Genomic DNA, 26,919 nt, shown 5'->3' with positions numbered 1-26,919 from the left:
CTCCTCAGTGCCCCATGCCGAGGCCGCCATCGACCGGGATCACGGCCCCGGTGATGAAACCCGCCTCGTCGCTGGCCAGGAACTGGATCGCCGCCGCGACGTCGGCGGGCTGCCCCATCCGGCCGGCGGGGATCGCCTTCTTGTACCCGGCCACGACCTCCTCGGAGAGGACGGCTGTCATGTCGGTCTCGATGAAGCCCGGAGCGACGACGTTGACCGTGACGCCGCGGCTTCCGACCTCGCGTGTCAGCGACCGCGCCATGCCGACGAGCCCCGCCTTCGAAGCGGAGTAGTTCACCTGCCCCGCCGAGCCGTACAGGCCGACCACGGATCCGAGGAAGACGATCCGGCCGAACCGCTTGGCGATCATGGACCTCACCGCACGCTTCGCGCAGCGGAAGGAACCGGTCAGGTTGACGCCGATCACAGCGTCCCAGTCGGCGTCGGACATCCGCAGCAGCAGGGTGTCCTTCGTGATGCCGGCGTTGGCGACGAGGATCTCGACGGGGCCGTTGGCCTCCTCTGCCGTCGCGAACGCGGCATCGACCTGCTCGGGATCCGTCACGTTGCAGGAGACGCCGACGACGCCCGCGGGCGGCTCGCCGCCCAGGTCGAACGAGGCGACCCGATGCCCGGCGGCGACGAACCGCTCGACGATCGCACGTCCGATTCCCCGGTTCCCGCCGGTGACGACCACGCTTCTGGCAGCAGACTCTTGAATACTCACGGCTGAACGTTAACCGATCGCACGACCGTGGTGCCGCTGCGGACACCCGTCCGTGCCGCCGGTCACACTCCCGAGGGCCGTCGTGTGCCGGACGTCCGCGCGCGGCACTAGAGTGACGGCATGCCCGGATCGTCGGCGCGGCGCGATCGACCGACGCTCATCACGAGCGCCCGGCCCGGCCGCAGCCTGGACTCGGCCGCCCGCAATCGCCGCTACCTCATCACGATGGGGGTCCGTGTCGCCTGCTTCGCGCTGGCCGTCGCGATCGACGGATGGCTGCAGTGGGTGTTCCTGCTCGGGGCGGCCGTGCTTCCGGCCGTGGCGGTCCTGCTCGCGAACGCCGTCGACCTCCGCCGCCCGTCCGTCTCGCCCACGGACGCGCCCGGCGCGCAGCCGCAGCTCGTCTCGCCCGGGACGGTGCCGGGCAGTGTGGAGCCCTGACCCATGGGCATGGCGGGGACCGGCGGCGCGAAGCGCCCGTGGGTGAGGTGGGCCGGGCTGGCGGTCTTCGTGATCGTCCTCGGGGTCGTCTTCGTCCGGCTCGGCGAGTGGCAACTGGACCGGCTCGCGCAGCGCAAGGCCAACAATGCGATCGTCGAAGCGCACGAGTCGGCGCCGATCGTCGACTACGAACAGGTGTTCACCCCGGACACGACCATCACCGATCTCGACCAGTGGCAGCGCGTCCGCATCAGCGGGACGTTCGACACCGAGCACCAGTTCCAGATCCGCTACCGCACCAACGACGGCGCCCGGGGAGTGGAGGTCGTGACCCCGCTGCGGACGGCATCGGGCGATGTCGTCCTCGTCGACCGGGGCTTCCTCGAGACCAACACCTCCGTCGTCGCGCAGATCCCTCCCGCGCCGACCGGGACGGTGACGGTGATCGGCCACGTGCGACGCAGCGAGCAGGGCTCCGCCGAAGCGATCACACCCGTCGACGGGATGATGCGGCTGATCAACGCGCCCGCGATCTCCGAGTCCCTCGGCTACGAGGTCGCCGACGGCTACATCGGGCTGCTGGAGATCACCCCCGCTCAGGCCGGAGACCTGCGGCCGGTGGCGCTGCCGACCCTCGACGAGGGCCCGCACTTCTGGTACGCGGTGCAGTGGTTCATGTTCGCGGCCATCGCCGCGGCCGGCCTCTTCGTCTTCATCCGCAACGACGTCCGCGACCTGCGGCGGCGGCGCACGGCGCCGTCGTCCGGCTCCGCGACCCCGGCCCAGGACGCCACGGACGTCACGGAAGCCGCAGGATCAGCCGCAACTCGTCCTTGATCCGGTCGATCCTCCCCTGCGCCGCCCGGCGGGCGCGCGGCAGGTCGGCGGCGCCGGCGACCGGCTCGACCGCCTCCAGATAGCACTTCAGCTTCGGCTCGGTCCCGGACGGCCGGACGACGACGCGATCGCCGATCGCCGTCGCCAGACGAACACCGTCGGTCGGAGGGAGCCCGCGCCATCCCCCGGTGAGATCGGCGTAGTCGACGACGGGCGACCCGGCCAGCTCGCGCGGCGGCACCGCCCGCAGGTTGGCCATCCCCGTCGCGATGAGCGACAGGTCGGCGACCCGGAACGTGAGAGGCGCGGTGAGGTGCAGGCCGTGCGCGATCGCGAGGTCGGTGAGCAGGTCATCGAGCGTGCGCGCCTCCGCCTTGAGCCGCGCGGCCAGCGCCATCGTCTTGAGCCCCGCCGTGATCCCGTCCTTGTCGCGGACGGCCGCCGGGTTCACGCAGTAGCCGATCGCCTCTTCGTAGCCGTACACGACGCCCGGGGCCCGCGTGATCCACTTGAACCCCGTCAGCGTCTCGGCCGCGCCCACGCCGTGCGCCGCGGCGATCCTGCCCAGCAACGACGACGACACGATGGACCGAGACAGGACGGCTGTCGGATCGCCCTCGTGCTCGGCGGCGGCCTGGCTGCCGAGCAACGCCCCCAGTTCGTCCCCCGACAGCGGCCGCCACCCCGAGGGCGAGGTCGCGTCGGGGACCGCGACCGCACACCGGTCCGCGTCCGGATCGAGAGCGACGACGAGATCGGCGCCGACCTCGGACGCGGTCACGGCCGCCAGGTCGAGCGCGCCGGGCTCCTCGGGATTGGGGAACGCGACCGTCGGGAAGTCCGGGTCGGGCCGCGCCTGGCTCGGCACGAGGTGGACGTCGGTGTATCCGGCGGCCGCGAACGCATGCTGCGCCGTCTCGGCACCCACCCCGTGCATGGCGGTGAGCGTCACGCGCAGGTCCGTCGGCGCCCCCGCGACGAGCCCTGCCGCTGTCGTGACGTACGCGTCGAGGACGTCCTCGCTCACGAGATCCCACCCGCGCGACGCGACGGGGACCAGGTTCGCGGGCCCGACGGCCTCGATCGCGGCGAAGATCTGGGCGTCGGCGGGCGGGACGATCTGCGCCCCGCCCGCATCGCTCACCCGTGCCCCCAGGTACACCTTGTAGCCGTTGTCGGCCGCCGGGTTGTGGGAGGCGGTGATCATCACGCCCGCGTCGGCGTCCATGTGCAGCAAGGAGAACGCGAGGACGGGTGTCGGCAGCATGCGCGGCAGGAGCGACACCCGCGCACCGGCCGCGACGAGCACGCCCGCCGCCGTCCGCGCGAACGCCGCCGACCGGTGCCTGCCGTCGTACCCGATCACGACGTGGCGACCGGCGGGGAGCCGCTCCTGCAGAAAGCCGGCGAGCCCCGCCGTGGCCGTGGTGACGACCGCCGTGTTCATCCGGTTCGGACCCCCGCCCATCCGGCCGCGAAGGCCCGCCGTCCCGAACGCGAGGCGCCCGGAGAACCGGTCGCCCAGCTCGGCGAGTGACTCCTCTCCGCCACGCTGGGCCTCGGCCAGCAGCCGGGCCACCTCGGCCCGGTCGGCCGGATCGGGGTCGGCGGCCAGCCAGTCGGCGGCGGTCGTGAACAGGTCGGGCATCGCAGCTCCCTCGACGCGGTCTCACTTGTTGGGGCTCATTGTGACAAAGCGGGCCCGTGCTGTCGCGGCGGGCGGGGCTTCGCGCGCCGTGCGGCGCCGTCGCCGATGCAGCAGGATGGAGCGGTGACCCTCGAAGCCGCCGCCGGACTCCTGCGCTGTCCCGTCTGCGCCGAGCCGCTCGCGCTCACCTCCCAGGGTGCGGCGTGTCCCGCCCGGCACAGCTTCGATCGTGCCCGTCAGGGCTACCTGAACCTGCTGCGCGGCCCGGCGCCCGAGAACGCCGACACGACCGACATGGTCGCCGCCCGGGTCCGTTTCCTCGCGCGCGGCTGGTACGAGCCGATGGCCGCCGCGCTGTCGGACCGCTGCCTCGGCGAGACCTTCGCCGAGGCCGGCGCGGGCACCGGCCACTACCTCGCCCGGGCGCTGGACGACCACCCCGCCGCGCGCGGCCTCGCCGCGGACGTGTCCGTGGCCGCCGCCCGGCGGGCGGCGAAGGCCCACGCCCGGATGGCTGCGATCGTCGCCGACACGTGGGCCGGCCTGCCGATCCGCACCGGGACCGTGGACACCCTGCTGTGCGTGTTCGCGCCGCGCAACGCGGCCGAGTTCCATCGGGTGCTGAGGCCCGGGGGACGACTGCTCGTGGCGCTGCCCGAACCGTCCCACCTCGCCGAGCTCCGCGCATCCCTCGGCCTGCTCGACGTCGAGGAGGACAAGGACCGCAAGCTCGAGGCCGCGCTGGCGGGGCGCTTCGCGCGCGAATCCGCCTGGACGTCCGTGCGGCGCGTCGAGCTCTCGCCCGCCGAGGTCGCCGACCTGATCGCGATGGGACCCAACGCGTTCCACGGCGCCGCCGGCCGCCGCCCGGCCACGGCGGTGGAGGTGACCCTGGCACTGCGGGTGCTCGTCCTGCGACGCCTCGACCCGGACCCGTCCGCGGGACCGCCCGCCCGCTCGCCCGCGGCCGACTAGCGTTACCGTCCATGAGCGCGAAGAACCGTCAGGACCCGCCGTCCGGAAAGCCGTCACGCCGCCGCGGCCTCCCGCCGACCCCGGTGACGCTCGCCGTCCGCGACCGGACCGCGCGTGCGCTGGGAATCCTGTACGCCGTGCTCGCGGTCGCCTGGGTGCCGCTGGTCGTGTGGTCGATCCTCCGCGAGAGCGGGGCGCTCGTCCTCATCTGGGCGGTGCTGGCGGTCGCGACCGCGCTGCTGGCGTGGTTCTCCTTCTCGGTCGGAGGCGGCACGATCACCCTCGGCCCCGACGGTGCGCACCGATCCGGCCTGGCCGGGTGGCACCTGGATGCCGCCGACGTCGAGGATGTCCGGTTCGCACGATCGGGCGGTGGCCTGCCGCTCGTCCGCGTGTCGTACGGAGAGGCGGCGAGCCGGCTCCGCGGGGTCAGTCTCGCCGCCGGTCTCTCCCGCCGCTACGACGCGTTCCGCTCCAGCAGCCGGATCGTGTCCCTGCCGCTGCGTCCCGACGCGGCCGACGCGGCCGAGCGGGCGCTTCCCGCCGCGTAGGGCCCGAAGACGCTCGCAGCGGCGCCGGGAGACCCAGGGCCCCACGCCGTCACGCGCCGCCTTGTCCGGGGTGTGCCCCGTCGGCGCGGATGTCACCGGCCCCCGGCCCTGCCGGGCAGGCACCCAGCCAGTACGGCTAGGCCAGGGACACCAGGTCGGCGTAGTCGTCGTTCCACAGGTCCTCGATCCCGTCGGGCAGCAGCAGCACCCGTTCGGGATCGAGCGCCTGGACGGCCCCCTCGTCGTGGGTCACGAGCACGACCGCGCCGGAGTAGGTGTTGATCGCGTGCAGCACCTCGGCGCGGGAGGCCGGATCGAGGTTGTTCGTCGGCTCGTCCAGCAGCAGGACGTTGGCCGCCGAGACGACCAGCATGGCCAGCGCCAGTCGCGTCTTCTCCCCGCCCGACAGCACCCGCGCGGGCTTGTCGGCATCGTCTCCGGTGAACAGGAAGGAGCCGAGGATCTTCCGCGTCTCGGTCTCGTTGAGATCCCCTGCCGCCGTCTGCATGTTCTCCAGCACGGTGCGAGACACGTCCAGCGTCTCGTGCTCCTGGGCGTAATAGCCCAGCCGCAGCCCGTGCCCCGGCTCCACCTCCCCGGTGTCGGGCCGCTCGAGGCCCGCCAGCACCCGGAGCAGTGTCGTCTTGCCCGCGCCGTTGAGCCCCAGGACGACCACCTGGGAGCCCTTGTCGATCGCGAGATCCACGTCGGTGAAGACCTCCAGCGAGCCGTAGGACTTGCTGAGGCCGGAGGCGCGCAGCGGCGTCTTGCCGCACGGGGCCGGATCGGGGAACCGGATCCTCGCCACCTGATCGACGGCCCGCTCCGTCTCCACCCCGGCCAGCAGGCGCTCGGCGCGGCGCGCCATGTTCTGGGCCGCGACCGCCTTGGTCGCCTTCGCCCTCATCTTGTCGGCCTGCGCGAGCAGCGCCTCGGCCTTCTTCTCGGCATTGCGCCGTTCCCGCTTACGGCGCTTCTCGTCCGTCTCGCGCTGCACCAGGTAGTGCTTCCAGTCCAGCGCGTACTGGTCCAGCACGGCCCGGTTCGCGTCCAGGTGGAACACCTTGTTGACCGTGTGCTCGAGCAGACCGGTGTCGTGCGAGATGACGACGACGCCCCCCGCGTAGGTCTGGAGGAAGCCGCGCAGCCACACGATCGAGTCGGCGTCGAGGTGGTTGGTCGGCTCGTCCAGCAGCAGGGTGTCGGCGCCCGAGAAGAGGATGCGGGCAAGCTCCACACGACGCCGCTGCCCGCCCGACAAGGTCCGCAGCGGCTGGCCGAGCACCCGGTTGTCGAGGCCGACGTTCGCCGCGATCCGTGCCGCCTCGGCCTCTGCGGCATACCCGCCAGCGGCCTGCAGCTCCGCCTCGGCCCGGGCGTAGGACGTCATCGCCGCCTCGAGCTCCTCCCCGCCGGTCGCCGCGCCCATCCGGTCGGAATAGGTCCGCAGCCGCGTGAGCACCGTGTCGAGCCCGCGTGCCGCGAGCACCCGCTGCTTGGCGAGCTGGTCGAGATCGCCGGTCCGCGGGTCCTGCGGAAGGTACCCGATCCGGCCGCCGCGCTGGACGGTTCCCGCAGCGGGCAGCGCCTCCCCGGCCAGGATGCGGGTCAAGGTCGTCTTGCCGGCGCCGTTGCGCCCCACCAGCCCGATCTTGTCCCCGGGGGTGACCTGGAACGACACGGCGTTCAACAACAGCCGCGCCCCGGCACGCACCTCGACATCCCGCGCCACCAACACTGCGGTTCTCACCCTCCCCTGGGCGCGCTCCGCGCCCGTCCGACACCGACCCACAAGGGTAGCGGCAACGCGCACCGCCCCCGCCGGGCCGGCGTGCGGCGGTCAGACGTTGTAGCCCATGGCGCGCAACTGCTCGCGGCCGTCCTCGGTGATGTTGTGGGGGGACCACATGGGCTCCATGACCCAGTTCACGGCCGTCGACGTCACCATCGGGGCCAGCACCACCTCCACCTGCTGCTCGATGTAGTCGTACAGCGGGCAGGTCGGCATCGTGAGCGTCATATCGAGCGTGAGATTGTTCTGATCGTCGACGTCGACCCCGTAGACGAGGCCGAGATCGACGACGTTCACACCGAGCTCGGGGTCGATGACGTCCTTCATCGCCTCCAGAACCTGGTCCTCGGTGATCCTGCCCGTGAGGTCGACCTCGGGCAGATCGTCCGCCACCAGGTCGGACGGGCGTGGTGTCTCGGTCATTCGTCCTCCTCGGCCGTCGCTCGCAAGGTCGCGTCCTTGAACGCCGACCAGCCGAGCAGCGCACACTTGACCCGGGCCGGAAGCTGGGACACCCCGACGAACGCGACGGCGTCGCCGAGAACGTCCTCGTCCGGTTCGCTCTTCCCCTGGCTCTGCATGAGAGCCAGGAACTCGTCGTGCAGACGTAGTGCGTCGGCCACCGGCTGCCCGATGACCAGGTCGCTCATGATCGACGTGGACGCCTGCGAGATGGCACAGCCCACGCCGTCGTACGAGACGTCCCGCACCCGGCCGTCGGCCAGGTCGACGCGCAGCGTGACCTCGTCGCCGCAGCTCGGGTTGACGTGGTGCACCTCGGCCCCGAACGGCTCCCGCCGCCCGCTGTGGCTCTTCAGCTTGTAGTGCTCCAGGATGATGTCCTGGTAGAGCTGCTCCATGCTCATCGGGCACCTCCGAAGAAGTCGCGGGTGTAGGCCAGCGCGTCGAGGAGCCGATCCACCTCGGCGGTCGTCGTGTACGCGTGGCTGGACGCACGGGTCGACGTTGCGATCCCCAGCCTGTCGTGCAGCGGCCGGGCGCAGTGGTGTCCGCCGCGCACGGCCACCCCGCGCGAGTCGAGGAGCTGCATGACGTCGTGCGGATGGACCTCGAAGCCGTCGGCCGTCGTGAGCGTGAACGACACCGCACCGCCGCGGTCGTCGAGGTCGGCCGGGCCGAGCAGCCGCACTCCGGGCGTCTGCGACAGGCCCGTGAGCAGGTGCTCGGTGATCTCCCGCTCGTGCGCCGCGACGGCGTCCATGCCCAGCGCCGTCAGATAGTCCACCGCGGCGCCGAGCCCGACGGCCTCCGCGATCGGCGGCGTCCCGGCCTCGAACCGGTGCGGCGGCGGCGCGTAGGTCGAGCCGTCCATGCGGACGACCTCGATCATCTCCCCACCGCCGAGGAAGGGCGGCAGCGAGGCGAGCAGCTCGTATCTGCCCCACAACGCGCCGATCCCGGTCGGGCCGAGCATCTTGTGCCCCGTGAAGGCCAGGAGGTCGGCGCCCAGCTCGGCGACCGACGTCGGCAGGTGCGGCACGCCCTGCGAGCCGTCGACCACCATCGTCGCTCCGACAGCGTGCGCCCACCCGGCGATTCTCGCGACGGGGTTGACGGTGCCCAGGACATTCGACACCCACGTCAGCGAGACGATCCGGGTCCGTTCGTTGACGAGGCCCTCCGCGCGAGCCCGGTCGAGGTCGAGCCGTCCCTCGGCGGTGATGTCGAACCACCGCAGGGTCGCGCCCGTCCGCTGGGCGAGAAGCTGCCACGGAACGATGTTGGAGTGGTGCTCCATGACCGACACGACGATCTCGTCGCCGGGTCGCAGGCCCGCCCCCAGCGTGTGCGCGGCGAGGTTCAATGCCTCGGACGCGTTCTTCGTGAAGACGATCTCCTCGGGACGGGCGGCACCCACGAAGGCGGCGACCTTCGCCCGCGCCGCCTCGAACGCTCCGGTCGCCTCCGCCCCGAGGGTGTGCATCGCCCTGGCCACGTTGGCGTTGTGCCGCAGCAGGTGGTCGCTGATCGCGTCCACGACCGCGCGCGGCTTCTGAGAGGTGTTCGCGGAGTCCAGATAGGCCAGCGGCACGCCCGCGACGTCCCTGGTCAGAATCGGGAAGTCGCTCCGCACCGCGGCGACGTCGAGCGCCATCGACACCTCCGTCTCGTCCGTCACGGTCATTCGCTCGCCGCGACGGCCCTGACGAAACGGTCGTAACCCTCGGCCTCGAGGTTGTCGGCGAGCTCGGGGCCGCCCTCCGCGGCGATCCGGCCGTCCACGAACACGTGCACGAAGTCGGGTGTGATGTAGTTCAGGATCCGCGTGTAGTGCGTGATCAGCAGGACGCCGCGATCGCCCTGGGCCGTGTAGCGGTTGACGCCCTCCGACACGATCCGCAACGCGTCGATGTCGAGGCCGGAGTCGGTCTCGTCGAGGATCGCGAACGACGGATTCAGCATCTCCAACTGCACGATCTCGTTGCGCTTCTTCTCGCCGCCCGAGAAGCCCTCGTTGAGGGACCGTGCCGCGAAGCTGTGGTCGAGACCGAGACGGTCCATCGCCGCGTTCACGTCCTTCACCCACGTGCGGACCTTCGGCGCCTCGCCCGACAGGGCGGTCTTGGCCGTCCGCAGGAAGTTCGTCACCGAGACGCCGGGGACCTCCACCGGGTACTGCATGGCGAGGAACAGCCCGGCACGTGCCCGCTGGTCGACGGTGAGTCCGGTCAGCTCGACATCGTCGAGAAGGACCGAGCCGGACGTGATCTTGTACTTGGGATGACCGGCGAGCGAGTACGCCAGGGTCGACTTGCCGGAGCCGTTGGGGCCCATGATGGCGTGCACCTCGCCACTGCTGACGGTGAGGTTGACGCCCTTGAGGATCGGCTTGGGACCGTCCTCGGTCTCCACGTCGACATGCAGGTCGCTGATCTTCAAAGTGGCCATCGGACTTAGGACTCCTGGGTTGCGGTGGTGAGAGGGTTGTCCAGGTCGACGAGGACCTGGGCGTCGGTGATCCGGACGGGGAAGACGGGAACGGGGGCGACCGCCGGCAGTTCCAGCGGCTCCCCGGTGCGGAGGTCGAAGCGCGACCCGTGCATGTAGCACTCGAGCGTGCAGTCCTCCACCTCCCCTTCGGAGAGCGGGACCTCGGCGTGGGAGCACATGTCCAGGATCGCGAACACCCCCTCGTCGGTGTTGACGACGGCGACCGGCGTGTCGGCCACCGTGAAGGGGCGCACCTCGCCCCGGGGGACGTCGGCGACGGCACACACGGGGACGAAGCTCACTGCTCGCCCCGGCGCGCGATCACGGAACTGGCGAGCTCGGACTCGACGACGCGCATGAGCTGCTCCTCCAGATCGGGGACCCCGATCCGGCGGATGATGTCGACGAAGAACCCGCGGACGACCAGCAGCCGCGCTTCGTCCTCCGGGATGCCGCGGGACCGCAGGTAGAACAACTGCTCGTCGTCGAACCGCCCGGTCGTCGACGAGTGCCCCGCGCCCTCGATCTCGCCCGTCTCGATCTCGAGGTTGGGCACGCTGTCGGCCCGGCAGCCGTCGGTGAGGACCAGGTTCTTGTTCGTCTCATACGTGTTGATGCCCTCGGCGACCTTGCGGATGAGCACGTCGCCCACCCACACCGAGTGGGCGCCGTCGCCCTGGAGGGCGCCGCGGTAGTCGACGTGGGAGCGCGTGCGCGGCTCGTTGTGGTCGACGAACAGGCGGTGCTCGATGTGCTGGCCCGCGTCGACGAAGTACAGCCCGAACTGCTCGAGCTCACCGCCGGGGCCGTCGTACTCCGCGGTCTCGACGAGGCGCACGATGTCGCCCCCGAGGCTGACCGTCACCGTGCGCACCTTGGCGTCGCGGCCGATCCGCAGGCCGGTGTGCCCCGCGTGCACCGCGTCGTCGGCCCAGTCCTGGACGGCGACGAAGGTGAGGTCCGCGCCGTCCCCGGCGAGGACGGACACCGCGCTGGCGTACCGCGCGGACCCTGTGTGCCGGACGACGATCGTCGCCTTGGCGTGCGCGCCGACCCGGAACACGACGTGCCCGTACACCACGTCGTCGATCGACTCGCCGTGCAGGCGGACGACGATGGGCTCGGCCAGCTCCACCCCGGCGGGGACCGAGACCTGCACCGCACCGCCGCCGAGGTTCGCGGCGAGCGCCGACGCACGGTCCACCGGCGCGGGGACGCCGAGCGCCACGATCTCCGGCAGGGTCAGCTCCGATGTCGCGGCGCCGTCGGGCAGGCTGACGTCCCAGCTCAGGTGGCTGGAGCTCGGGGTGCCGTCGAGCAGACCTCCGAACCGCTTCATCGGCGTGAACCGCCAGACCTCCTCCCGGCCGGTCGGCAACGGGTGGTCGGCCAGGTCGAAGGACGCCACCGGGTGCAGGTGGGACGCCGGGGACTCAGCCGCCTCGGCCACATTCGGCACAGTCACAGTCATCTTTCTCCGTACTCTTCTCTCGCGTGCTCTCGTGCGGCCGGGGTCAGCCCACGGCCCCTTCCATCTGCAGTTCGATCAGCCTGTTGAGCTCCAGCGCGTACTCCATGGGCAGTTCGCGCGCGATCGGCTCGACGAAGCCGCGCACGATCATCGCCATCGCCTCGTCCTCGCCCATGCCGCGGCTCATCAGGTAGAAGAGCTGGTCGTCGCTCACCTTCGACACGGTGGCCTCGTGCGCCATCGAGACGTCGTCCTCGCGGACGTCCACGTACGGGTAGGTGTCGGAGCGGCTGATGGTGTCCACCAGGAGCGCGTCGCACTTCACGGAGGAGGCGGCGTGATGCGCGCCCTCCTGCACCTGGACGAGGCCCCGGTACGACGACCTGCCGCCGCCGCGGGCCACCGACTTGGAGATGATCGACGACGAGGTGTGCGGCGCACAGTGCACCATCTTCGACCCGGCGTCCTGATGCTGCCCCTCGCCGGCGAACGCGATGGACAAGGTCTCGCCGCGGGAGTGCTCGCCCATCAGGTAGACCGCGGGGTACTTCATGGTCGCCTTCGAGCCGATGTTGCCGTCGATCCACTCCATGGTCGCGCCCTCGTCGCAGATCGCGCGCTTGGTGACGAGGTTGTACACGTTGGTCGACCAGTTCTGGATCGTGGTGTACCGGACGCGGGCGTTCTTCCGCACGATGATCTCGACGACGGCGCTGTGCAGCGAGTCCGTCGAGTAGATCGGGGCGGTGCAGCCCTCGACGTAGTGCACGTAGGAGCCCTCGTCGGCGATGATCAGCGTGCGCTCGAACTGCCCCATGTTCTCGGTGTTGATCCGGAAGTAGGCCTGCAGGGGAATCCGCACGTGGACGCCCGGCGGCACGTACACGAAGGACCCCCCGGACCACACCGCCGTGTTGAGGGCGGCGAACTTGTTGTCGCCGACCGGGATCACCGAGCCGAAGTACTCCTCGAAGATCTCGGGATGCTCCTTCAGGCCGGTGTCGGTGTCGAGGAAGACGACGCCCTGCTTCTCCAGTTCCTCGTTGATCTTGTGGTACACGACCTCGGACTCGTACTGGGCGGCCACGCCGGCGACGAGGCGCGCCTTCTCGGCCTCGGGGATGCCCAGCCGGTCATAGGTGTTCTTGATGTCGGCGGGGAGGTCGTCCCAGCTCGCCGCCTGCTTCTCGGTGGAGCGCACGAAGTACTTGATCTGGTCGAAGTCGATCTCGCCGAGGTCGGCGCCCCAGGCGGGCATGGGCTTGCGCTCGAAGAGCCGCAGTCCCTTCAGCCGGCGCTGCAGCATCCAGTCCGGCTCGTCCTTCAGGTGCGAGATGCCGCGGACGACGTCGGGGGTGAGGCCGCGCTGGGCGACGGCGCCGGCCGCGTCGGAGTCGTGCCACCCGTACTGGTAGTTCCCCAGCGCCGCGATGTGCTCATCCTGGGTGGCCCCCAGACCGGGCATGGGCTTGACTTGAGTCATTGGTTCTCCCTCGGTGACGGGTGCAACGGGTTCGGGACGGGCTTCGGGACGTGCGTGGTGCAGATGCCGTCGCCGCGCGCGATGGTGGCGAGGCGCTGCACATGGCTCCCGAGCAGATCGGCGAAGACGCGGGTCTCGACGTCGCACAACTGCGGGTAGCGCTCGGCCACGTGCGCGACCGGGCAATGGTACTGGCAGAGCTGGGTGCCCGATTCGATCGGCTCGACGCCGGCCAGGTACCCCTGCTCGCTGAGGACCTCGGCCAGGGTCTCGACGCGGGGAAGGTCCTGCTCGTCGGTGCGGACGTCGTCGAACCGGGCGGCCACCGCCGCGAACAGGTACTCGGCGAACTGCTCCACCGCATGCGGCCCGGCGGACTCCCGGAGGTAGTCGAGGGCCTTGATGGCGAGATCGTCGTAGGCCTGGTAGAACTCGCACCGGCCCTGGTCGGTGATCACGAACACGTTGGCCGGGCGCCCGCGCCCGCGGGGCCCGAAGACCCGCTCGCGGCGCGGGACGAGGTGGCCCGCCTCCACGAGCGTGGCCAGATGCCGCCGGACGGCCGCCGGGGTGAGATGCAGCCGCTCGGCGAGTTGGGCCGCCGTCGACGGCCCGTACTGCAGGATGGACCGGGCGACACGCTCCCGGGTGGTGGCGTCGCCGTCCACGGCGGGTGCCGGAGCCACGTCCGGCTCCGTCTCGCGGGGATCGCCTACCGTTTTCACAACTTCATTCTTTCCTTTTTCGCCCCAAATCCAAACTCCGGCCCGGCATCGCGGGTCAGACGTTCCACACTTCGGACATCGGTGACCAGTTTTCCAACATCGGCGCGCCTTGCGTCCCACGCTCGTAGGGTTGCAGGCGCAGAAGTGTGGCACACACACGAACCGACGACGCCGATGTTGACGGCACCACGGAGAAGGACTCATCGTGACAACCGATTCTCTTGTCGAACCCGCACGGAGGAGGGGCCGACGCCCCGTCCGCCGTGGCGCACTGGCCGCCTTCGGCCTCACCGCCGCAGCGCTGGCCGGATGTTCCGCGCAGCCCGGCTCCGACACGCCCCATTCGGGCGGCGGCGAAGCCAACCTCGTGCTTCCGTCGGCGCTGCGTGACGGTGGCGTCAGCTTCCTCGGCATCCCCGGCCAGGTGTACCTGTACGCCGGGCTCGTGATCTGCCTGCTCGGGCTGGCCTTCGGCCTGCTCACCTACGGCAAGCTCAAGAACCTCCCGGTGCACGAGTCCATGCGGGAGATCTCCGAGCTCATCTACACCACGTGCAAGGCGTACCTGGTGAAGCAGGGCAGGTTCCTGCTCGGCCTGTGGGTCTTCATCGCGATCGTGATCGTCGTCTACTACGCGGTGCTCGTGAAGCTGGCCTGGTGGCAGATCCTCGTGATCATCCTGTTCTCCCTGATCGGCATGGCCGGATCGTTCGGCGTCGCCTGGTTCGGGATCCGCATCAACACCTTCGCGAACTCGCGCACGGCGTACGCCTCGCTGCGCGGGGAGAAGTGGCCGGTCCACGAGATCCCCACCCGCTCGGGCATGTCGGTCGGCATGGTCCTGATCTCGCTGGAACTGTTCCTGATGCTGGTCATCCTGGCGTTCCTGCCGCTCGACCTGGCCGGCAAGTGCTTCATCGGCTTCGCGATCGGCGAGTCCCTCGGCGCAGCGACGTTGCGGATCGCCGGCGGCATCTTCACCAAGATCGCCGACATCGGCTCCGACCTGATGAAGATCGTCTTCAAGATCGGTGAGGACGACCCCCGCAACCCCGGCACGATCGCCGACTGCACCGGCGACAACGCCGGCGACTCGGTCGGCCCCTCGGCCGACGGCTTCGAGACGTACGGCGTCACCGGCGTCGCGCTCATCACCTTCCTGCTGCTCGGCATCGGCCTCAGCGGCGGCGAGAACCCCGCCCTGCAGGCGACGCTCCTCATCTGGATCTTCGCCGTCCGCTCCCTCATGCTCATCGCCTCGCTCGTGTCCTACTGGATCAACGAAGCCATCGCGAAGTCTCGCTACGGCGCCACCGACTTCGACTTCGAACGTCCGCTGAGCTCCCTGGTCTGGGTGACGAGCCTCGTGTCCATCGCCCTCACGTTCCTCGCATCGGCGGTGTTCCTGGCCGAGAACGCCGGCAACGGCGTCCACGATCCGACCCTGTGGTGGAAGCTGTCGATCATCGTCTCCTGCGGGACGCTCGCCGGCGCGCTCATCCCCGAGCTCGTGAAGGTGTTCACCTCGACCAAGTCCTCGCACGTCAAGGAGGTCGTGAAGTCCTCCAAGGAGGGCGGTCCCTCGCTGAACATCCTGTCCGGGTTCGTCGCGGGCAACTTCTCCGCGTACTGGCTCGGCATCGCGATCGTGGGCCTGATGGGCATCGCCTACCTCGTGTCGACGACCGGCGTCGGCGACGCCCTCAACACCCTGCCCGAGGCCGCCGCGGTGTTCGCCTTCGGCCTGGTCGCGTTCGGCTTCCTCGGCATGGGTCCCGTCACGATCGCCGTCGACTCGTACGGCCCGGTCACCGACAACGCGCAGTCGGTGTACGAGCTGTCGCGGATCGAGGCCGTTCCGGACATCGACGCCAAGATCCGCTCCGCCGAGGGGTACGAGCCGAAGTGGAACGCGGCCAAGGCCATGCTCGAGGAGAACGACGGCGCGGGCAACACCTTCAAGGCGACGGCCAAGCCCGTCCTCATCGGCACCGCCGTCGTCGGGGCGACCACGATGATCTTCTCGATCGTCATGACGCTCACCAACGGGCTGCAGTCCGATCTGGTGAAGAACCTCTCGCTCATCCACCCGCCCTTCCTGCTCGGGCTCATCACCGGCGGCGCGATGATCTACTGGTTCACGGGTGCGTCCACCCAGGCGGTGACGACCGGCGCATACCGGGCCGTCGAGTTCATCAAGAGCCACATCCACCTGGACGACAGCGCCGACGCGAAGGCGTCCACGAAGGACTCCACCGAGGTCGTCGAGATCTGCACCAAGTACGCCCAGCAGGGCATGCTGATGATCTTCCTCGCGATCTTCTTCGGCACGCTCGCCTTCGCCTTCGTCGACCCGTACTTCTTCATCGGGTACCTGATCTCGATCGCGATCGTCGGGCTCTTCCAGGCGATCTTCATGGCGAACGCGGGTGGCGCCTGGGACAACGCGAAGAAGGTCGTCGAGACCGAGCTCGCCGCCAAGGGCACCGACCTGCACGACGCCACGATCGTCGGCGACACCGTGGGCGACCCCTTCAAGGACACCTCGTCGGTGGCGCTGAACCCGGTCATCAAGTTCACGACGCTGTTCGGCCTGCTGGCGGTCGAGCTGGCCGTGTCCATCTCGTCGCAGGGCAACCAGGCCGTCACGTCCGTGCTCGCGGCCGTGTTCTTCGCCCTGTCGATGTACTTCGTGTGGCGTTCGTTCTTCCGCATGCGGATCGAGGACGTCGAGGATCCGCCCGCGGGCGGCGAGCCGTCGGACACGCCCGAACGGGACGCGGCGGCGACCGTCCAGGCCGCCGATCCGGCGACACAGCCCGCCGCCGAGCCCGCCCAGAGGTGACGGCTCCTCCCGCAGCACCCTGACGACGAGGGGCGCCACCCATCCGGGTGGCGCCCCTCGTCGTGGACCGCCGTGCCGCGCCGTTGTCCGGCCGCTACGCCAGCGCGCGCACGTCGATCCGGACGCCTTCGGCCGGAGCGGGACCGGTCGACTCGCCCACCGCGAGGTCGCCGCGGATCCAGATCTGCTCGGTCGCGCGCGGCGCGGCCGACATCGCCGACAGCAGGACGCGGCTGGTGAGCTGCGCGACCGTGTCGAGCGGCTGCCGCATGGTCGTGAGCGTCGGCGTGGTGAAGAACGCCGCCTCAAGCCCGTCGAAGCCCGTCAGCGAACAGTCCTCGGGCACGCTGATGCCCGCCTCGTGGAGCGCTCGCCCGATTCCGATGGCCGTGGCGTCGCACGCTCCGACGATGGCGGTGAAGGGCGGGGGGCCGCTCCGCAGCCAGGCCTTTGCCGACTCGTAGCCGTCGGTCATGGTGTACAGCCGCTGCGGGTGGATCGACGCGATCACCAGTCCCGGGTCCGCCTCCAGACCTGCCTCGGCGAGTGCGGCCCGGTAGCCGCTCAGTCGCAACGCCCACGGGTGCCGGTGGTGACCGGCGATGCCGGTGCCGCCGAAGGCGATCCTCCGGTGCCCCTGCTCGAGAAGATGGCGGGTGAGCTCGTAGGCGCCCGCCCTGTCGTCCACCGACACCGAGGAGTGCAGGCCGGGCGAGTCCGAGAACTCGACGGTCGTGCAGAAGACCATCGGCACGTCGATGGACGCGAGCTTGCGGCTCAGCTCGGGCGCGCTGCGGTCGGCGCGATCGCCGTAGCGGCCGAGGAACACGACGCCGGCGAACTTCCCGTCGTCGACGATCCGCTCGACCGTGCTGGCGTGCGCCCGCGCCTCGGGAACATGGGACACGATCACGTCGTACCCCTCGTCGCCCAACTGCTGCTCCAACTGGCCGAGCATCTGGAACAACAGTTGCCCCGGCTCGCCCTGGATGATCACGGCGACCGATCGAGTCGCTGCGATCTTCAGACTCCGCGCACTCGCGTTCGGCGTGTACCCGTGCTCGTGCGCGGCGGCGAGGATGCGCATGCGCGTCTCGGGGTTCACGTCCGACCGGTCGTTCATGGCCCGCGACACCGTGCTCACGGCCACGCCGCAGATCTCGGCGAGCTCCTTGATGGTGATTCCGGCCACACTGCTCATCTCCTCGATGGATCCCGATGCCTACGTGTCGTGCCGGGGTGAGCCGCGTTCAGCCCTTCACCGCTCCCGACACCACCCCGCGGATGATGTGCCGCTGGGATGCGAGATAGAAGACGATGACCGGGACCATGGCGAGCACGAGGACTCCCATCATCGCCCCCATGTCGACCGATCCGTAGCCGCCCTTCAGATACTGAACGGCGATCGGGATCGTCTTGTAGTGCTTCAGGTCGAGCGTCAGGTACGGCAGCAGATAGTCGTTCCACAGCCACATGACCTGCAGAATGCCGACCGTCACGATCGCCGGTTTCATCACCGGCAGGATGACCCAGAAGAACGTGCGGACGGGGCCGCAGCCGTCCATCAGCGCCGCCTCCTCCAGCTCGGTGGGAATGGACTTCACGAAGCCGGTGAAGATGAAGACGGCGAGTCCCGCGCCGAAGCCGAGATACACGATCCACAGCCCGAACGGGGTGCCCAGCCCGAGGAGGTCGGTGAACCACGACAGGGTGAACATCACCATCTGGAACGGCACGACGAGGTTGAACAGGAAGGACGTGTACAGCGACTTCGCGAACAGGTTGTCCACCCGCACGATCCACCACGCGCTCATGGAGGTGCACAGCAGGATGAGTGCGGTCGCGCCGACCGTGATGACCAGGGACCACCCGAACGACGCGAAGAAGTCGGTCATCTGCACGCCGCGCTCGTAATTGCCGAGACCGACGAACGACTCGGCGGTGGGGAGCGTGAACGGGTTGTCGGCGATGAAGACCTTGTCCTTGAACGAGTTGATGAGGACGAGGACGATCGGATAGACGTACGCGACGGACAGCAGCGAGAAGAACACCGTCCACGCCCGCGGGCGACGTGTCTCAGTCATGCCTTCGACTCCCTCCGGCGGGTGAAGTAATTCTGGGCCAGCGAGATCGCCGCGACGATGAGCAGGAAGATGACGGCCTTCGCCTGGCCGACGCCCTCGAACCCGGGCCGGCCGTAGAACGTGTTGAAGATGTTGAGGGCGAGCAGTTCGGACATCCGCGACGGCGCCCCGTTCGTGAGCGCGAGGTTCTGGTCGAACATCTTGAACCCGTTCGTCAGCGTCAGGAACGTGCACACCGTGATCGACGGCATGACGAGCGGGATGATGATGCGCCACAGGATCGTCCGGTTGGACGCCCCGTCGACCTTGGCCGCCTCGATGACGTCTTCGGGCACCGACTGGAGGCCCGCGATGTAGATCACCATCATGTAGCCGATCTGCTGCCAGCACATCAAGACGACCATGCCCCAGAACCCGAAGGTCTCCGAGTACGTGATCGACCGCGCCCACAGGCTGAGGACGCCGTTGAGCAGGAGCAGCCAGATGTAGCCGAGGACGATGCCGCCGATGAGGTTCGGCATGAAGAAGACCGATCGGAAGATGTTCGAGCCCTTGATGGCCTTCACGAGCATGTAGGCGACGGCGAACGCCGCGACGTTGATGACGAGGGTCGTCACGACGGAGAAGGCCGCCGTGTACCACAGGGAGTGGAGGAAGACGCTGTCGCCGAACACCCGGGCGTAGTTCGCCAGCCCGACCCAGGTCGTCCGCGTGATCGTGGTGAACCGGGTGAACGAGAGGTACACGCCCAGGACGAACGGGATGACGAACCCGATCAGGAACGCGACGAGGGTGGGGCCGGTGAACAGCCAGCCCCAGCGTGGGAGGATCTTCTTCATAAGTCAGGCTCCTTCGGGGTCCGGCCGTCGGTGGTGCGGAGGGAGCGCCCCCGCACCACCGGCAGGCGTCAGGAGTGGACGAGCTTGTACTCGACGGCCCAGTTGTCGACGAATGCCTTCTTCACGCCGTCCCAGTCACTGGTCCCCTGCGCGTACTGCAGCAGGGCCTGGCCCAGCGTGGTCTTCCAGTTCTGCGACGGCATGGTGGTGAAGTTCCAGCTCACCGGCGTCTTCCCGGCCTTCTGGTAGGCGGCGTCGGCCAGCACCAGCGGGTTGGTCGACGTGTAGTCGCCGAAGGTCGAGAACGGCGTCACGAAGCCCATGGTGTTGCTCAGCGCCTCGCGCCCCTTGTCGGAGGTGATGACCCACTCGAGGAACGCCTTGGTCGCGGCCTGGTCGGCCTCGGAGGCGTTGCTGTTGATCACCCAGTAGTTCTCCGAGCCCGTGCACAGGCCCTGGTTCTCCTCGCCCTCGGCGCCGATGTAGATCGGCAGCATCCCCATGTCGGCGTCGGCGACCTTCTTGCCCTTGATGTCGTTGTAGGCCCAGGTGCCGTTCTGATAGAAGACGGCCTTGCCCAACGCGAACTCGGAGTTGGCGTCCTCGATCGTCTTGCTCGACAGCAGCGACGGCTTGGTGGTCGAGTTCTGCAGGTACAGGTCGAAGATCTTCTTGTACCCGTCGAGGTACGTCCCCTTGATCGACTCCGGCTGGCCGGTGATGTTGTCGGCCTTGTACTCGTAGTAGAGCGGGACGTTCGCCAGGTGGGTGTGGAAGCGCCAGTCGGAGGACGAGTCGAACCCGGCCGACGTGAACGCGCCCTCGACGCCCAGCTTGCTCTTGTCGGCCTGGATGCCTTCGGCGACCTTCTGCAGCGTGGCGAGGTTGTCGATCTGGTCGATCGACGTCACGGCGGCGCCCGGCAGCGCCAGGTACTTCTGCAGCAGGGCCTTGTTGTAGATGATGCCGTAGGTCTCCATCGCGAACGGAACTGCGAGCGCCTGGCTCCCGTCGTCGCTCTTCAGCGCGACGTTCTGGTCGGTCAGATTCTTGTAGATCGCGGTGTCGGACAGGTCGGCCGCATAGTCCTTCCACGTGGCGAGGCCCACGGGCCCGTTCACCTGGAACAGCGTCGGCGCTTCCGACTTGGCCATCTCGGACTTCAGCGTGGTCTCGTAGGTGCCGGACGCCGCGGTCTGGACGCTGACGGCGACGCCGGTCTCGTTCGTGTACTCGGTCGCGAGGTTCTTCCAGGCATCGGCGACCTCGGGCTTGAAGTTGAGGTAGTACACCTTGCCGTCCGAGCCCGCGGTGCCGCCGCTGGAGGGAGATCCGCACGCCGCCAACGTTCCGGTGAGGGCGAGTGCGGCCGCTCCTGCGCTCAGCAGACGCAACAGTTTGTGGTGCCTCATTGATCAACCTTCCTATCCGGCCATCATCGGCCGGATGTGGAGCTGCTACCGAGAGCCGTCTTCGGGTGCCCACGCTGGCCACATCCGGAAACGTTTCCGGTCTCTTGGCTGCAAGCTACGCGACTTCGGTCCCGAGCGCAACACCCGGGCCGGGATCGTGTCCGGAGCGTTAGCGGACGCCGGTGGCGCCCGCCTGGGACGCCTGCGCCAGCAGCGGCGCGATGGCCCGCTCCGCCAGCGGCGTGGCGGCGAAGACCACCAGCGGGTATCCGAGGAGAAGCAGCAGGAGCAGCCCCTGGGGAAGCCAGATCGCCACTGCCACGGCAAGGCAGAGGATCCCTGCGTGCACGGCGAGCACGCCCAACGACCACCGCGGCCGTCCGAAAGCGACCACGAACGCGTTCCTGAGGGTGTTCGGCACGGTGTTGACGAATCGCGCCTGCAACACCCAGACGAAGGGGAAGGTCAGCAGATAGACGGCGGTGAGGACCACGCGCAGTCCGACGAGAAGGGGCGGAACATCGGGCCACCAGGAGGCGGCCACCCCCACGCCGGCGACCGCAACGATGCCCCACAGCGCGGTGGCCTGCCGGAAGTTGGACCGGAACGAGCGGAAGAACAGCGCCGTCACCGATCCGCCCTCCCCCGCCAGCAGTCGGCGGGCGCCGTCGTAGAGGGCGGTGAGCGCGGCACCGGCGGTGACCACCGGAAGGCAGGCGACCAGTGTCAGCGCATTGAGCAAGATGATGTCGCCGATGCGGCCCATCGTGCGCCAGAACGGCGCCTCCACGTCGAACCGAGGGGTTCGCATGACCCGCCTCCTTCCCGGCGCGGCCACGCCCGAATCCCCATCACCCTACATTCAGGCCGGCATCGGACGCGACGGACGGCGAACCACCTGCCCCGGATACGTTTCCGGCCCCCTTTCCGCGTCCCCGGTCGTCCGCACCCCGGAACCCAGGATGAGAGCGCCCGTCTGGTGACCCGGGCGGCGCATGGTCGATCCTGTCGAGACCACGACCCACGGCCGTCGATGACCCGGGAACCCGGCCCGGGCGAGCGCGGCGCGGCGGCCCGTAGACTGACCCCGTGAGTCCGCCCGCCGCCGTCGCCATCCATGGTGTCGACGTCACCCGCGGGTCGCGGCGGATCCTCGCCGGGCTCAGTCTGACCGCCGAGCGTGGCGCGATCACGGCGGTGCTCGGCCCCAACGGCGCGGGCAAGACGACAACCTTCCGGTGCTGCACCGGGCTCATCACACCCGATGCGGGGACGGTCCGCGTGCTCGGTGAGGCGCCCGGCAGCGCGGCCAACCGCCTGCGCGTGGGCTGGATGCCCCAGAGCCCCGGATCGTGGTCGGGGATCACCCCCCGCCGGCTCCTCGGGTATCTGGCGCGGCTCTACGCCACGCCCCACCCGGTCGGCCCGCTCATGGACGACCTCGGCGTCGGCGACTTCGCCGAGATCCCTTTCCGGCGCCTGTCGGGCGGTCAGCGGCAGGCCCTCAACCTCGCGGCCGCCCTCATCGGACGCCCCGAACTCGTCGTCCTCGACGAGCCCACCGCCGGAATGGACCCGCATGCCCGCCGCCATACCTGGGACGTGATGGACCGCCTCCGCGACGCAGGCGTGACGATCGTCCTCGCCACCCACGACATGGCCGAGGCCGTCCGCGCCGACCACGTGTACATCATGGACGACGGGCGGATCGTGACCGGAGGCGTGACGGCAGAGCTGACGGCCACCGCATCCCTGGAGGACGTGTTCCTCGCCCACACGCGCGGAAGGACACCGCGATGAGCGGGCTCGACCTCACGCCCGCCGCTGCGGCCGCCCCCGCGGCCCGGCGCATCCGGGCGCACGCGCTCACCGAGCTGGGCATCGTGCTCCGCAACGGCGAGCAACTGCTGCTCGCGGTCGTCATCCCGGTCGGCCTCCTCGTCGGCGGTCGTCTGCTCGCGGACCGGTTCCCGGTGACGCTCGACGCCCTCGTGCCGTCGGTGCTCGCCCTCGCCGTGTGGTCGTCGACCTTCACCTCCCTGGCGATCCTCACCGGATTCGAGCGTCGCGACGGGGTGCTCGAACGGCTCGTCGCCACTCCCCTCGGCCCGACCGGCCTGATCGCAGGCAAGGCCGTCGCCGTCACCGCCGTGGCCGCGACCCAGTGCCTGCTGCTCGGCCTCCTGGGGCTGGCCCTCGGCTGGAGGCCGCGCGGCGGTCCCGTCGATGCACTCATCGCCCTCGCAGCGACCGGCCTGGCCGGGCTCGCGTTCGCGGGACTGGCGCTCGTGCCGGCCGGGCGGCTGAAGGCCGAGGTGACGCTCGCGCTGGCGAACCTGGTCTATCTCGCCGGGCTCGTCGCAGGGATCATGATCCCGGTCGACGTCTTCCCGCCGGTCCTGCGGCCGATCGTGTGGGCGCTTCCGACGGGCGCGCTCGGAGAGACTCTCCGCGCCTCGGCGATCGGCGCTACCGTGGCCTGGCCCCTGCTCGTCCTGCTCGGCTGGGCCGCAGGCTCGATCCTGCTCGCGCGAAAGGCGTTCCGGTGGATGTCGTGAAGGGCATGTCTCTGAAAGGCTGGACGGTCGCGTCCCTCGTCGCCAACCAGGTGATCATCGTCACAGGTGCGATCGTCCGCGTCACCGGCTCCGGCCTCGGCTGCCCCACCTGGCCCCAGTGCACGGCCGACTCCTACACGCCGCATCCCGAGCTCGGCATCCACGGAGCGATCGAGTTCGGCAACCGGCTGCTCACCTTCGTCCTCGCCGCCATCGCCGTCGTCACGTTCGTCCTCGCGGTGCGCGCGGCGCGCCGCGGCGCGGCCGACCGCCGACTCGCGCGGCTGGCGCTGGCGGCCGGGCTCGGTATCCCCCTCCAGGCGGTCGTTGGGGGGCTGTCGGTCCTCGCACGCCTGAATCCCTGGGTGGTCGGGCTGCACATGGTGCTGTCGGTCGCCCTCGTCGCGCTCTGCGTGAAGATGATCCACGTGGCGTGGGACGTCCCGCTCGTCACCGATGCCCACCGCGGCGGCGTCCTCGCGGTCCGGATCGTCACGCTGCTCGGCGTGGTCGTCCTCGCGGCGGGTGTGGTGACCACCGGCGCGGGACCGAACTCCGGCGACGGCGCCGCAACCCGCAACGGGCTCCCCCTCGAACTCACGGCGAAGACCCACGCCTGGGCCGCGTGGGCGCTCGTCGCCGCAACGGTCTGGGCATTGGTCGCCCTGCGCCGGACAACCGCCCGGCGAGCCGTCGTCCTGCTTCTCGTGGTCGAGATCCTCCAGGGGATCGTCGGCTACGTCCAGTACGCCACCCACCTGCCGCTGGAGATCGTGATCACCCACATGCTCGGCACGGCCCTGTTCTCGGCCGCGCTGGCCAACCTCGCCTTCCGGGTGGTCCGTTCAGGGAAGCAGCGTGTCGACGGCGGCGGCGGCGAAGACGAGCGCCAGATAGGTGTTCGAAAGGTGGAACAGGCGCATCGGCCGTAGCTGGATCTCGTCCACGCCCTTCGCGGCGCGCCGGTACAGCAGGACGGCCTCGCCGATCATCGCCAGTCCCGCGCCGCCGGCGACCGCCACGTACAGCCAGCCCGTGCCGGCCACCGGCCACAACAGCAGGCTGACCGCGACCGTGAGGATCGTGTACGCGAGGATGCGCGCCGCCACCTTCCGGGGCGGCATGACGACAGGGAGCATCGGGATGTGCGCCTGCGCGTAGTCCTCCTTGTAGCGGATCGCCAGCGCCCAGGTGTGCGGCGGCGTCCACGCGAAGACGATGGCGAACAGCACGAGCGGAGGAAGGGCCACCTCCCCGGTCACGGCGACCCAGCCGATGAGGGGAGGGAAACAGCCGGCGATGCCGCCCCACACGATGTTCTGGGACGTCCGCCGCTTCAGGGCCATCGTGTAGACGAACACGTAGTAGGCGTTCGCGACGACGGCCAGCAGGGCCGCCAGCGGCGTCGTCCCGAGGCCCAGCACGACCACGGAGCCGACGCCCAACACCGCGCCGAAGGCGAAGGCCGCCCCACGCGAGACCGAATGCCGCGGCATCGGGCGGTTCCGGGTGCGGCGCATGTGCTGGTCGATGTCGGCGTCCAGCACCGAGTTGAAGACGTTGGCGCTCGCGGCCGCCAGAGTCCCGCCCGTCATCGTCCAGAGGACGACCCACAGGTCCGGGACGCCGCCGGCGGCCAGGAACATGGCCGGGATGGTCGTGACCAGCAGCAACTCGATGATGCGAGGCTTCGTGAGCCCCACGTACGCAGCGATGATCTCCCGGCCGGTGCGCTTGGCCGGGGTCTGCGTGGTGGCGCTGTCGGTGATGGCGATGCCTTCCTCACGGGCGGCCCGGTCCCCGCCGCAGGGGCCGGAGAACGGTTGGTCGTACGTTACCCGTACCCCGGCACAACCCGGAACTCCCGTCCTCACGCTCGTGCCCCGTGCCCCCGGCGCCGCCGAACCGGCCCGGCCGGCGATCCGCGCCTTTCGCCCGGGCCGCCGGTGCAGCAAGATGAGGGGGAGGGATCGGCTGCGACGCACGGCGGGCAGGATGGTCCCCGGACCATCGCACCGGCAGGATGAGGAAACCACGTGAGTGATCCCGATCGCCCCAACCCGTTGCAGGACCTGCAGGATCGCCGAGTTCCGCGCATTCCCGGACCCTGCGCGCTCGTGCTGTTCGGCGTGACCGGCGACCTGTCCCGCAAGAAGCTCATGCCGGCGTTGTACGACCTGGCCAACCGCGGGCTGCTGCCCCCGGGCTTCGGACTCGTCGGCTTCGCACGACGCGACTGGGCCGACGAGGACTTCGCCCAGGTCGTCCACGACTCGGTCCGTGAGCATTCCCGCACGCCGTTCCGCGAGGAGACCTGGGCCCAGCTCATGGAGTCCATCCGGTTCGTCCAGGGCACCTTCGACGACGACGAGGCGTTCGTGCGGCTGAAGGCGACGCTGCAGGAATTGGACAACGTCCAGGGCACCGGGGGAAACCATGCGTTCTACCTGTCCGTCCCGCCGCGGATGTTCAACCAGGTCATCGCCCAACTCACGCGCGTCGGGCTCACCGAGCACTCCCCCGGCAGGTGGAGCCGCGTCGTCATCGAGAAGCCGTTCGGACGCGACCTCACCAGCGCACAGGAACTCGAGAAGACCGTGTCGTCGGCGTTTCCCGAGTCGTCCGTCTTCCGCATCGACCACTACCTCGGCAAGGAGACGGTGCAGAACCTGCTGGCGCTGCGCTTCGCGAACCAGTTGTTCGAGCCGATCTGGAGCCGGACGTACATCGACCACGTGCAGATCACGATGGCCGAGGACATCGGCATCGGCGGCCGCGCCGGATACTACGACGGCATCGGCGCCGCCCGCGACGTCATCCAGAACCACCTGCTGCAACTGCTGGCGCTGACGGCCATGGAGGAGCCCACGTCCTTCACCGCCGAGAACCTGCGGATCGAGAAGCAGAAGGTGCTGGATGCCGTACGGCCGCCGCGGGACTTCGCCCGCGACACGGCTCGCGGCCAGTACACAGGTGCGTGGGCCGGCGGCGTCAAGGTGCGCGGCTATCTGGAGGAGGACGGCATCCCCCAGGATTCCCGGACCGAGACGTACGCCGCGATCCGCGTCGACATCGACAACCGCCGCTGGGCGGGCGTCCCGTTCTACCTGCGGGCGGCGAAACGGATGCCGCGCCGCGTGACGGAGATCGCACTCGTGCTCCAGCCGGCACCGCACCTGCCGTTCACCGACGTGGCCGAGCTCGGAGCGAACGCGATCGTGTTGCGCATCCAGCCCGACGAGGGCGTCACGCTCCGGTTCGGGGCCAAGGTGCCCAGCACGCAGATGGAGATCCGCGAGGTCAGCATGGACTTCACCTACGGGGGCTCGTTCACCGAGTCCTCCCCCGAGGCGTACGAACGGCTCATCATCGACGTCCTGCTCGGCGATCCACCGCTGTTCCCCCAGCGCGCGCAGGTCGAGGCATCGTGGCGCATCCTCGACCCGGTCCTGGACTACTGGGCGTCCCTTCCGACCACGCCCGACCCCTACGCGTCGGGCACGTGGGGCCCGGAGTCCGCGGCGGCGATGATGGCCGCGAGCGGACGCACCTGGCGCAGGCCATGAGACGAGAGGTGGA

Annotated in this window: 26 protein-coding genes; 9 read left to right on the top strand and 17 right to left on the bottom strand. The window is 69.8% G+C overall.

Translation table 11 applies throughout. The annotated features are described in order from the left end of the window. Positions 1-4: 4 nt before the first annotated feature. Entirely contained in the window at positions 5-721 is a 717-nt protein-coding gene (locus G555_RS0106475) for a beta-ketoacyl-ACP reductase (RefSeq protein ID WP_028708247.1), read from the bottom strand. Between the two features lie 126 nt (positions 722-847). Between G555_RS0106475 and G555_RS18395 the strand changes: the two genes are divergently transcribed. Then, on the top strand, positions 848-1,168 hold the full coding sequence (locus tag G555_RS18395; RefSeq protein WP_084634836.1) for a DUF3099 domain-containing protein: 321 nt from the start codon (positions 848-850) through the stop codon (positions 1,166-1,168). Positions 1,169-1,171: 3 nt separating this feature from the next. Beyond that, the gene (locus G555_RS18390) at positions 1,172-2,005 is read left to right on the top strand and encodes an SURF1 family cytochrome oxidase biogenesis protein (RefSeq protein ID WP_051208512.1); all 834 of its coding nucleotides are present in this window, start codon (positions 1,172-1,174) and stop codon (positions 2,003-2,005) included. Here the strand turns inward: G555_RS18390 and G555_RS0106460 are convergent. Beyond that, positions 1,968-3,653 carry a phospho-sugar mutase gene (locus G555_RS0106460; protein WP_036921521.1) on the bottom strand — a complete coding sequence of 562 codons (1,686 nt, stop codon included), beginning with the start codon at positions 3,651-3,653 and terminating at the stop codon, positions 1,968-1,970. The genes G555_RS18390 and G555_RS0106460 overlap by 38 nt on opposite strands. A 123-nt stretch (positions 3,654-3,776) precedes the next feature. Between G555_RS0106460 and G555_RS18385 the strand changes: the two genes are divergently transcribed. After that, positions 3,777-4,628, top strand: a complete 852-nt coding sequence (locus tag G555_RS18385; protein WP_245581211.1) for a putative RNA methyltransferase — start codon at positions 3,777-3,779, stop codon at positions 4,626-4,628. Positions 4,629-4,639: 11 nt separating this feature from the next. Then, on the top strand, positions 4,640-5,179 hold the full coding sequence (locus G555_RS0106450; RefSeq protein ID WP_028708245.1) for a hypothetical protein: 540 nt from the start codon (positions 4,640-4,642) through the stop codon (positions 5,177-5,179). Positions 5,180-5,315: 136 nt separating this feature from the next. On the opposite strand, the gene G555_RS0106445 is transcribed toward G555_RS0106450, so the two are convergent. The 9 genes from G555_RS0106445 to G555_RS18380 all read right to left on the bottom strand — a co-directional run bounded on the left by G555_RS0106445 (position 5,316) and on the right by G555_RS18380 (position 13,563). Further along, positions 5,316-6,917, bottom strand: coding sequence for an ABC-F family ATP-binding cassette domain-containing protein (locus tag G555_RS0106445; RefSeq protein ID WP_036921519.1), 1,602 nt, complete (start codon positions 6,915-6,917; stop codon positions 5,316-5,318). Positions 6,918-7,019: 102 nt separating this feature from the next. Then, the gene (locus G555_RS0106440) at positions 7,020-7,394 is read right to left on the bottom strand and encodes a metal-sulfur cluster assembly factor (protein WP_051208510.1); all 375 of its coding nucleotides are present in this window, start codon (positions 7,392-7,394) and stop codon (positions 7,020-7,022) included. After that, a complete protein-coding gene (gene sufU / locus G555_RS0106435; RefSeq protein ID WP_028708242.1) occupies positions 7,391-7,837 on the bottom strand; it encodes a Fe-S cluster assembly sulfur transfer protein SufU in 447 nt (148 codons plus the stop codon). The genes G555_RS0106440 and sufU overlap by 4 nt, the downstream gene beginning before the upstream one ends. Next, a complete protein-coding gene (locus G555_RS0106430; RefSeq protein ID WP_028708241.1) occupies positions 7,834-9,087 on the bottom strand; it encodes an aminotransferase class V-fold PLP-dependent enzyme in 1,254 nt (417 codons plus the stop codon). Before G555_RS0106430 ends, sufU begins: the two co-directional genes overlap by 4 nt. A gap of 26 nt (positions 9,088-9,113) precedes the next feature. Continuing rightward, the gene (sufC, locus tag G555_RS0106425) at positions 9,114-9,881 is read right to left on the bottom strand and encodes a Fe-S cluster assembly ATPase SufC (RefSeq protein WP_028708240.1); all 768 of its coding nucleotides are present in this window, start codon (positions 9,879-9,881) and stop codon (positions 9,114-9,116) included. 5 nt (positions 9,882-9,886) lie between these two features. Continuing rightward, positions 9,887-10,225: a Rieske (2Fe-2S) protein gene (locus tag G555_RS0106420; protein WP_028708239.1), complete on the bottom strand. Its 339-nt coding sequence runs from the start codon at positions 10,223-10,225 to the stop codon at positions 9,887-9,889. Further along, positions 10,222-11,394 (bottom strand): Fe-S cluster assembly protein SufD, encoded by a 1,173-nt coding sequence (sufD, locus tag G555_RS0106415; RefSeq protein WP_028708238.1) that lies wholly within the window; start codon positions 11,392-11,394, stop codon positions 10,222-10,224. The genes G555_RS0106420 and sufD overlap by 4 nt, the downstream gene beginning before the upstream one ends. 43 nt (positions 11,395-11,437) lie before the next feature. Then, positions 11,438-12,877 carry a Fe-S cluster assembly protein SufB gene (gene sufB / locus G555_RS0106410; RefSeq protein WP_084634834.1) on the bottom strand — a complete coding sequence of 480 codons (1,440 nt, stop codon included), beginning with the start codon at positions 12,875-12,877 and terminating at the stop codon, positions 11,438-11,440. Then, positions 12,874-13,563 (bottom strand): helix-turn-helix transcriptional regulator, encoded by a 690-nt coding sequence (locus G555_RS18380; RefSeq protein WP_036921515.1) that lies wholly within the window; start codon positions 13,561-13,563, stop codon positions 12,874-12,876. Before G555_RS18380 ends, sufB begins: the two co-directional genes overlap by 4 nt. Before the next feature lie 310 nt (positions 13,564-13,873). Between G555_RS18380 and G555_RS18375 the strand changes: the two genes are divergently transcribed. After that, a complete protein-coding gene (locus G555_RS18375; RefSeq protein WP_156887499.1) occupies positions 13,874-16,447 on the top strand; it encodes a sodium-translocating pyrophosphatase in 2,574 nt (857 codons plus the stop codon). A gap of 94 nt (positions 16,448-16,541) precedes the next feature. On the opposite strand, the gene G555_RS0106395 is transcribed toward G555_RS18375, so the two are convergent. The 5 genes from G555_RS0106395 to G555_RS18370 all read right to left on the bottom strand — a co-directional run bounded on the left by G555_RS0106395 (position 16,542) and on the right by G555_RS18370 (position 21,593). Continuing rightward, a complete protein-coding gene (locus tag G555_RS0106395; protein WP_028708236.1) occupies positions 16,542-17,648 on the bottom strand; it encodes a LacI family DNA-binding transcriptional regulator in 1,107 nt (368 codons plus the stop codon). 49 nt (positions 17,649-17,697) lie between these two features. Beyond that, the gene (locus tag G555_RS0106390) at positions 17,698-18,531 is read right to left on the bottom strand and encodes a carbohydrate ABC transporter permease (protein ID WP_028708235.1); all 834 of its coding nucleotides are present in this window, start codon (positions 18,529-18,531) and stop codon (positions 17,698-17,700) included. Then, complete coding sequence (locus G555_RS0106385; protein ID WP_028708234.1) at positions 18,528-19,370, bottom strand: carbohydrate ABC transporter permease; 843 nt, start codon at positions 19,368-19,370, stop codon at positions 18,528-18,530. The genes G555_RS0106390 and G555_RS0106385 overlap by 4 nt, the downstream gene beginning before the upstream one ends. A 68-nt stretch (positions 19,371-19,438) precedes the next feature. Then, the gene (locus tag G555_RS0106380) at positions 19,439-20,782 is read right to left on the bottom strand and encodes an ABC transporter substrate-binding protein (protein ID WP_028708233.1); all 1,344 of its coding nucleotides are present in this window, start codon (positions 20,780-20,782) and stop codon (positions 19,439-19,441) included. Positions 20,783-20,951: 169 nt separating this feature from the next. Then, positions 20,952-21,593, bottom strand: coding sequence for a YesL family protein (locus G555_RS18370; RefSeq protein WP_051208509.1), 642 nt, complete (start codon positions 21,591-21,593; stop codon positions 20,952-20,954). A gap of 278 nt (positions 21,594-21,871) precedes the next feature. Between G555_RS18370 and G555_RS0106370 the strand changes: the two genes are divergently transcribed. Genes G555_RS0106370 through G555_RS18365 form a run of 3 tightly spaced genes read left to right on the top strand, consistent with a single transcriptional unit; the run spans position 21,872 to position 24,272 of the window. After that, positions 21,872-22,582, top strand: a complete 711-nt coding sequence (locus tag G555_RS0106370; protein ID WP_028708232.1) for an ABC transporter ATP-binding protein — start codon at positions 21,872-21,874, stop codon at positions 22,580-22,582. After that, on the top strand, positions 22,579-23,340 hold the full coding sequence (locus G555_RS0106365) for an ABC transporter permease (protein ID WP_028708231.1): 762 nt from the start codon (positions 22,579-22,581) through the stop codon (positions 23,338-23,340). The genes G555_RS0106370 and G555_RS0106365 overlap by 4 nt, the downstream gene beginning before the upstream one ends. Then, positions 23,328-24,272: a COX15/CtaA family protein gene (locus G555_RS18365; RefSeq protein WP_245581210.1), complete on the top strand. Its 945-nt coding sequence runs from the start codon at positions 23,328-23,330 to the stop codon at positions 24,270-24,272. Before G555_RS0106365 ends, G555_RS18365 begins: the two co-directional genes overlap by 13 nt. Here G555_RS18365 and G555_RS18360 read toward each other — a convergent pair. After that, the gene (locus G555_RS18360; RefSeq protein ID WP_425413837.1) at positions 24,186-25,109 is read right to left on the bottom strand and encodes a heme o synthase; all 924 of its coding nucleotides are present in this window, start codon (positions 25,107-25,109) and stop codon (positions 24,186-24,188) included. The genes G555_RS18365 and G555_RS18360 overlap by 87 nt on opposite strands. A 327-nt stretch (positions 25,110-25,436) precedes the next feature. Here G555_RS18360 and zwf point away from each other — a divergent pair, with 327 nt between their 5' ends. Further along, entirely contained in the window at positions 25,437-26,906 is a 1,470-nt protein-coding gene (gene zwf / locus G555_RS0106350) for a glucose-6-phosphate dehydrogenase (protein ID WP_281168185.1), read from the top strand. Positions 26,907-26,919: the final 13 nt, after the last annotated feature.

Origin of the sequence: Propionicicella superfundia DSM 22317 (assembly GCF_000423465.1) — a bacterium.
GTDB classification, from domain to species: Bacteria; Actinomycetota; Actinomycetes; order Propionibacteriales; family Propionibacteriaceae; genus Propionicicella; species Propionicicella superfundia.
This window is presented reverse-complemented; position numbering and strand designations above follow the sequence as displayed.

Excerpts from the sequence above, each read along its gene's own strand:
- sufU (WP_028708242.1), bottom strand. The coding sequence starts at position 7,837 with ATGAGCATGGAGCAGCTCTACCAGGACATCATCCTGGAGCACTACAAG.
- G555_RS0106440 (WP_051208510.1), bottom strand. The coding sequence starts at position 7,394 with ATGACCGAGACACCACGCCCGTCCGACCTGGTGGCGGACGATCTGCCC.
- sufB (WP_084634834.1), bottom strand. The coding sequence starts at position 12,877 with ATGACTCAAGTCAAGCCCATGCCCGGTCTGGGGGCCACCCAGGATGAG.
- G555_RS0106380 (WP_028708233.1), bottom strand. The coding sequence starts at position 20,782 with ATGAGGCACCACAAACTGTTGCGTCTGCTGAGCGCAGGAGCGGCCGCA.
- G555_RS0106430 (WP_028708241.1), bottom strand. The coding sequence starts at position 9,087 with ATGGCGCTCGACGTCGCCGCGGTGCGGAGCGACTTCCCGATTCTGACC.
- sufD (WP_028708238.1), bottom strand. The coding sequence starts at position 11,394 with ATGACTGTGACTGTGCCGAATGTGGCCGAGGCGGCTGAGTCCCCGGCG.
- G555_RS18370 (WP_051208509.1), bottom strand. The coding sequence starts at position 21,593 with ATGCGAACCCCTCGGTTCGACGTGGAGGCGCCGTTCTGGCGCACGATG.
- G555_RS0106385 (WP_028708234.1), bottom strand. The coding sequence starts at position 19,370 with ATGAAGAAGATCCTCCCACGCTGGGGCTGGCTGTTCACCGGCCCCACC.
- G555_RS0106460 (WP_036921521.1), bottom strand. The coding sequence starts at position 3,653 with ATGCCCGACCTGTTCACGACCGCCGCCGACTGGCTGGCCGCCGACCCC.
- G555_RS0106395 (WP_028708236.1), bottom strand. The coding sequence starts at position 17,648 with ATGAGCAGTGTGGCCGGAATCACCATCAAGGAGCTCGCCGAGATCTGC.
- G555_RS18390 (WP_051208512.1), top strand. The coding sequence starts at position 1,172 with ATGGGCATGGCGGGGACCGGCGGCGCGAAGCGCCCGTGGGTGAGGTGG.
- G555_RS0106390 (WP_028708235.1), bottom strand. The coding sequence starts at position 18,531 with ATGACTGAGACACGTCGCCCGCGGGCGTGGACGGTGTTCTTCTCGCTG.
- G555_RS18395 (WP_084634836.1), top strand. The coding sequence starts at position 848 with ATGCCCGGATCGTCGGCGCGGCGCGATCGACCGACGCTCATCACGAGC.
- G555_RS0106450 (WP_028708245.1), top strand. The coding sequence starts at position 4,640 with ATGAGCGCGAAGAACCGTCAGGACCCGCCGTCCGGAAAGCCGTCACGC.
- sufC (WP_028708240.1), bottom strand. The coding sequence starts at position 9,881 with ATGGCCACTTTGAAGATCAGCGACCTGCATGTCGACGTGGAGACCGAG.
- G555_RS0106365 (WP_028708231.1), top strand. The coding sequence starts at position 22,579 with ATGAGCGGGCTCGACCTCACGCCCGCCGCTGCGGCCGCCCCCGCGGCC.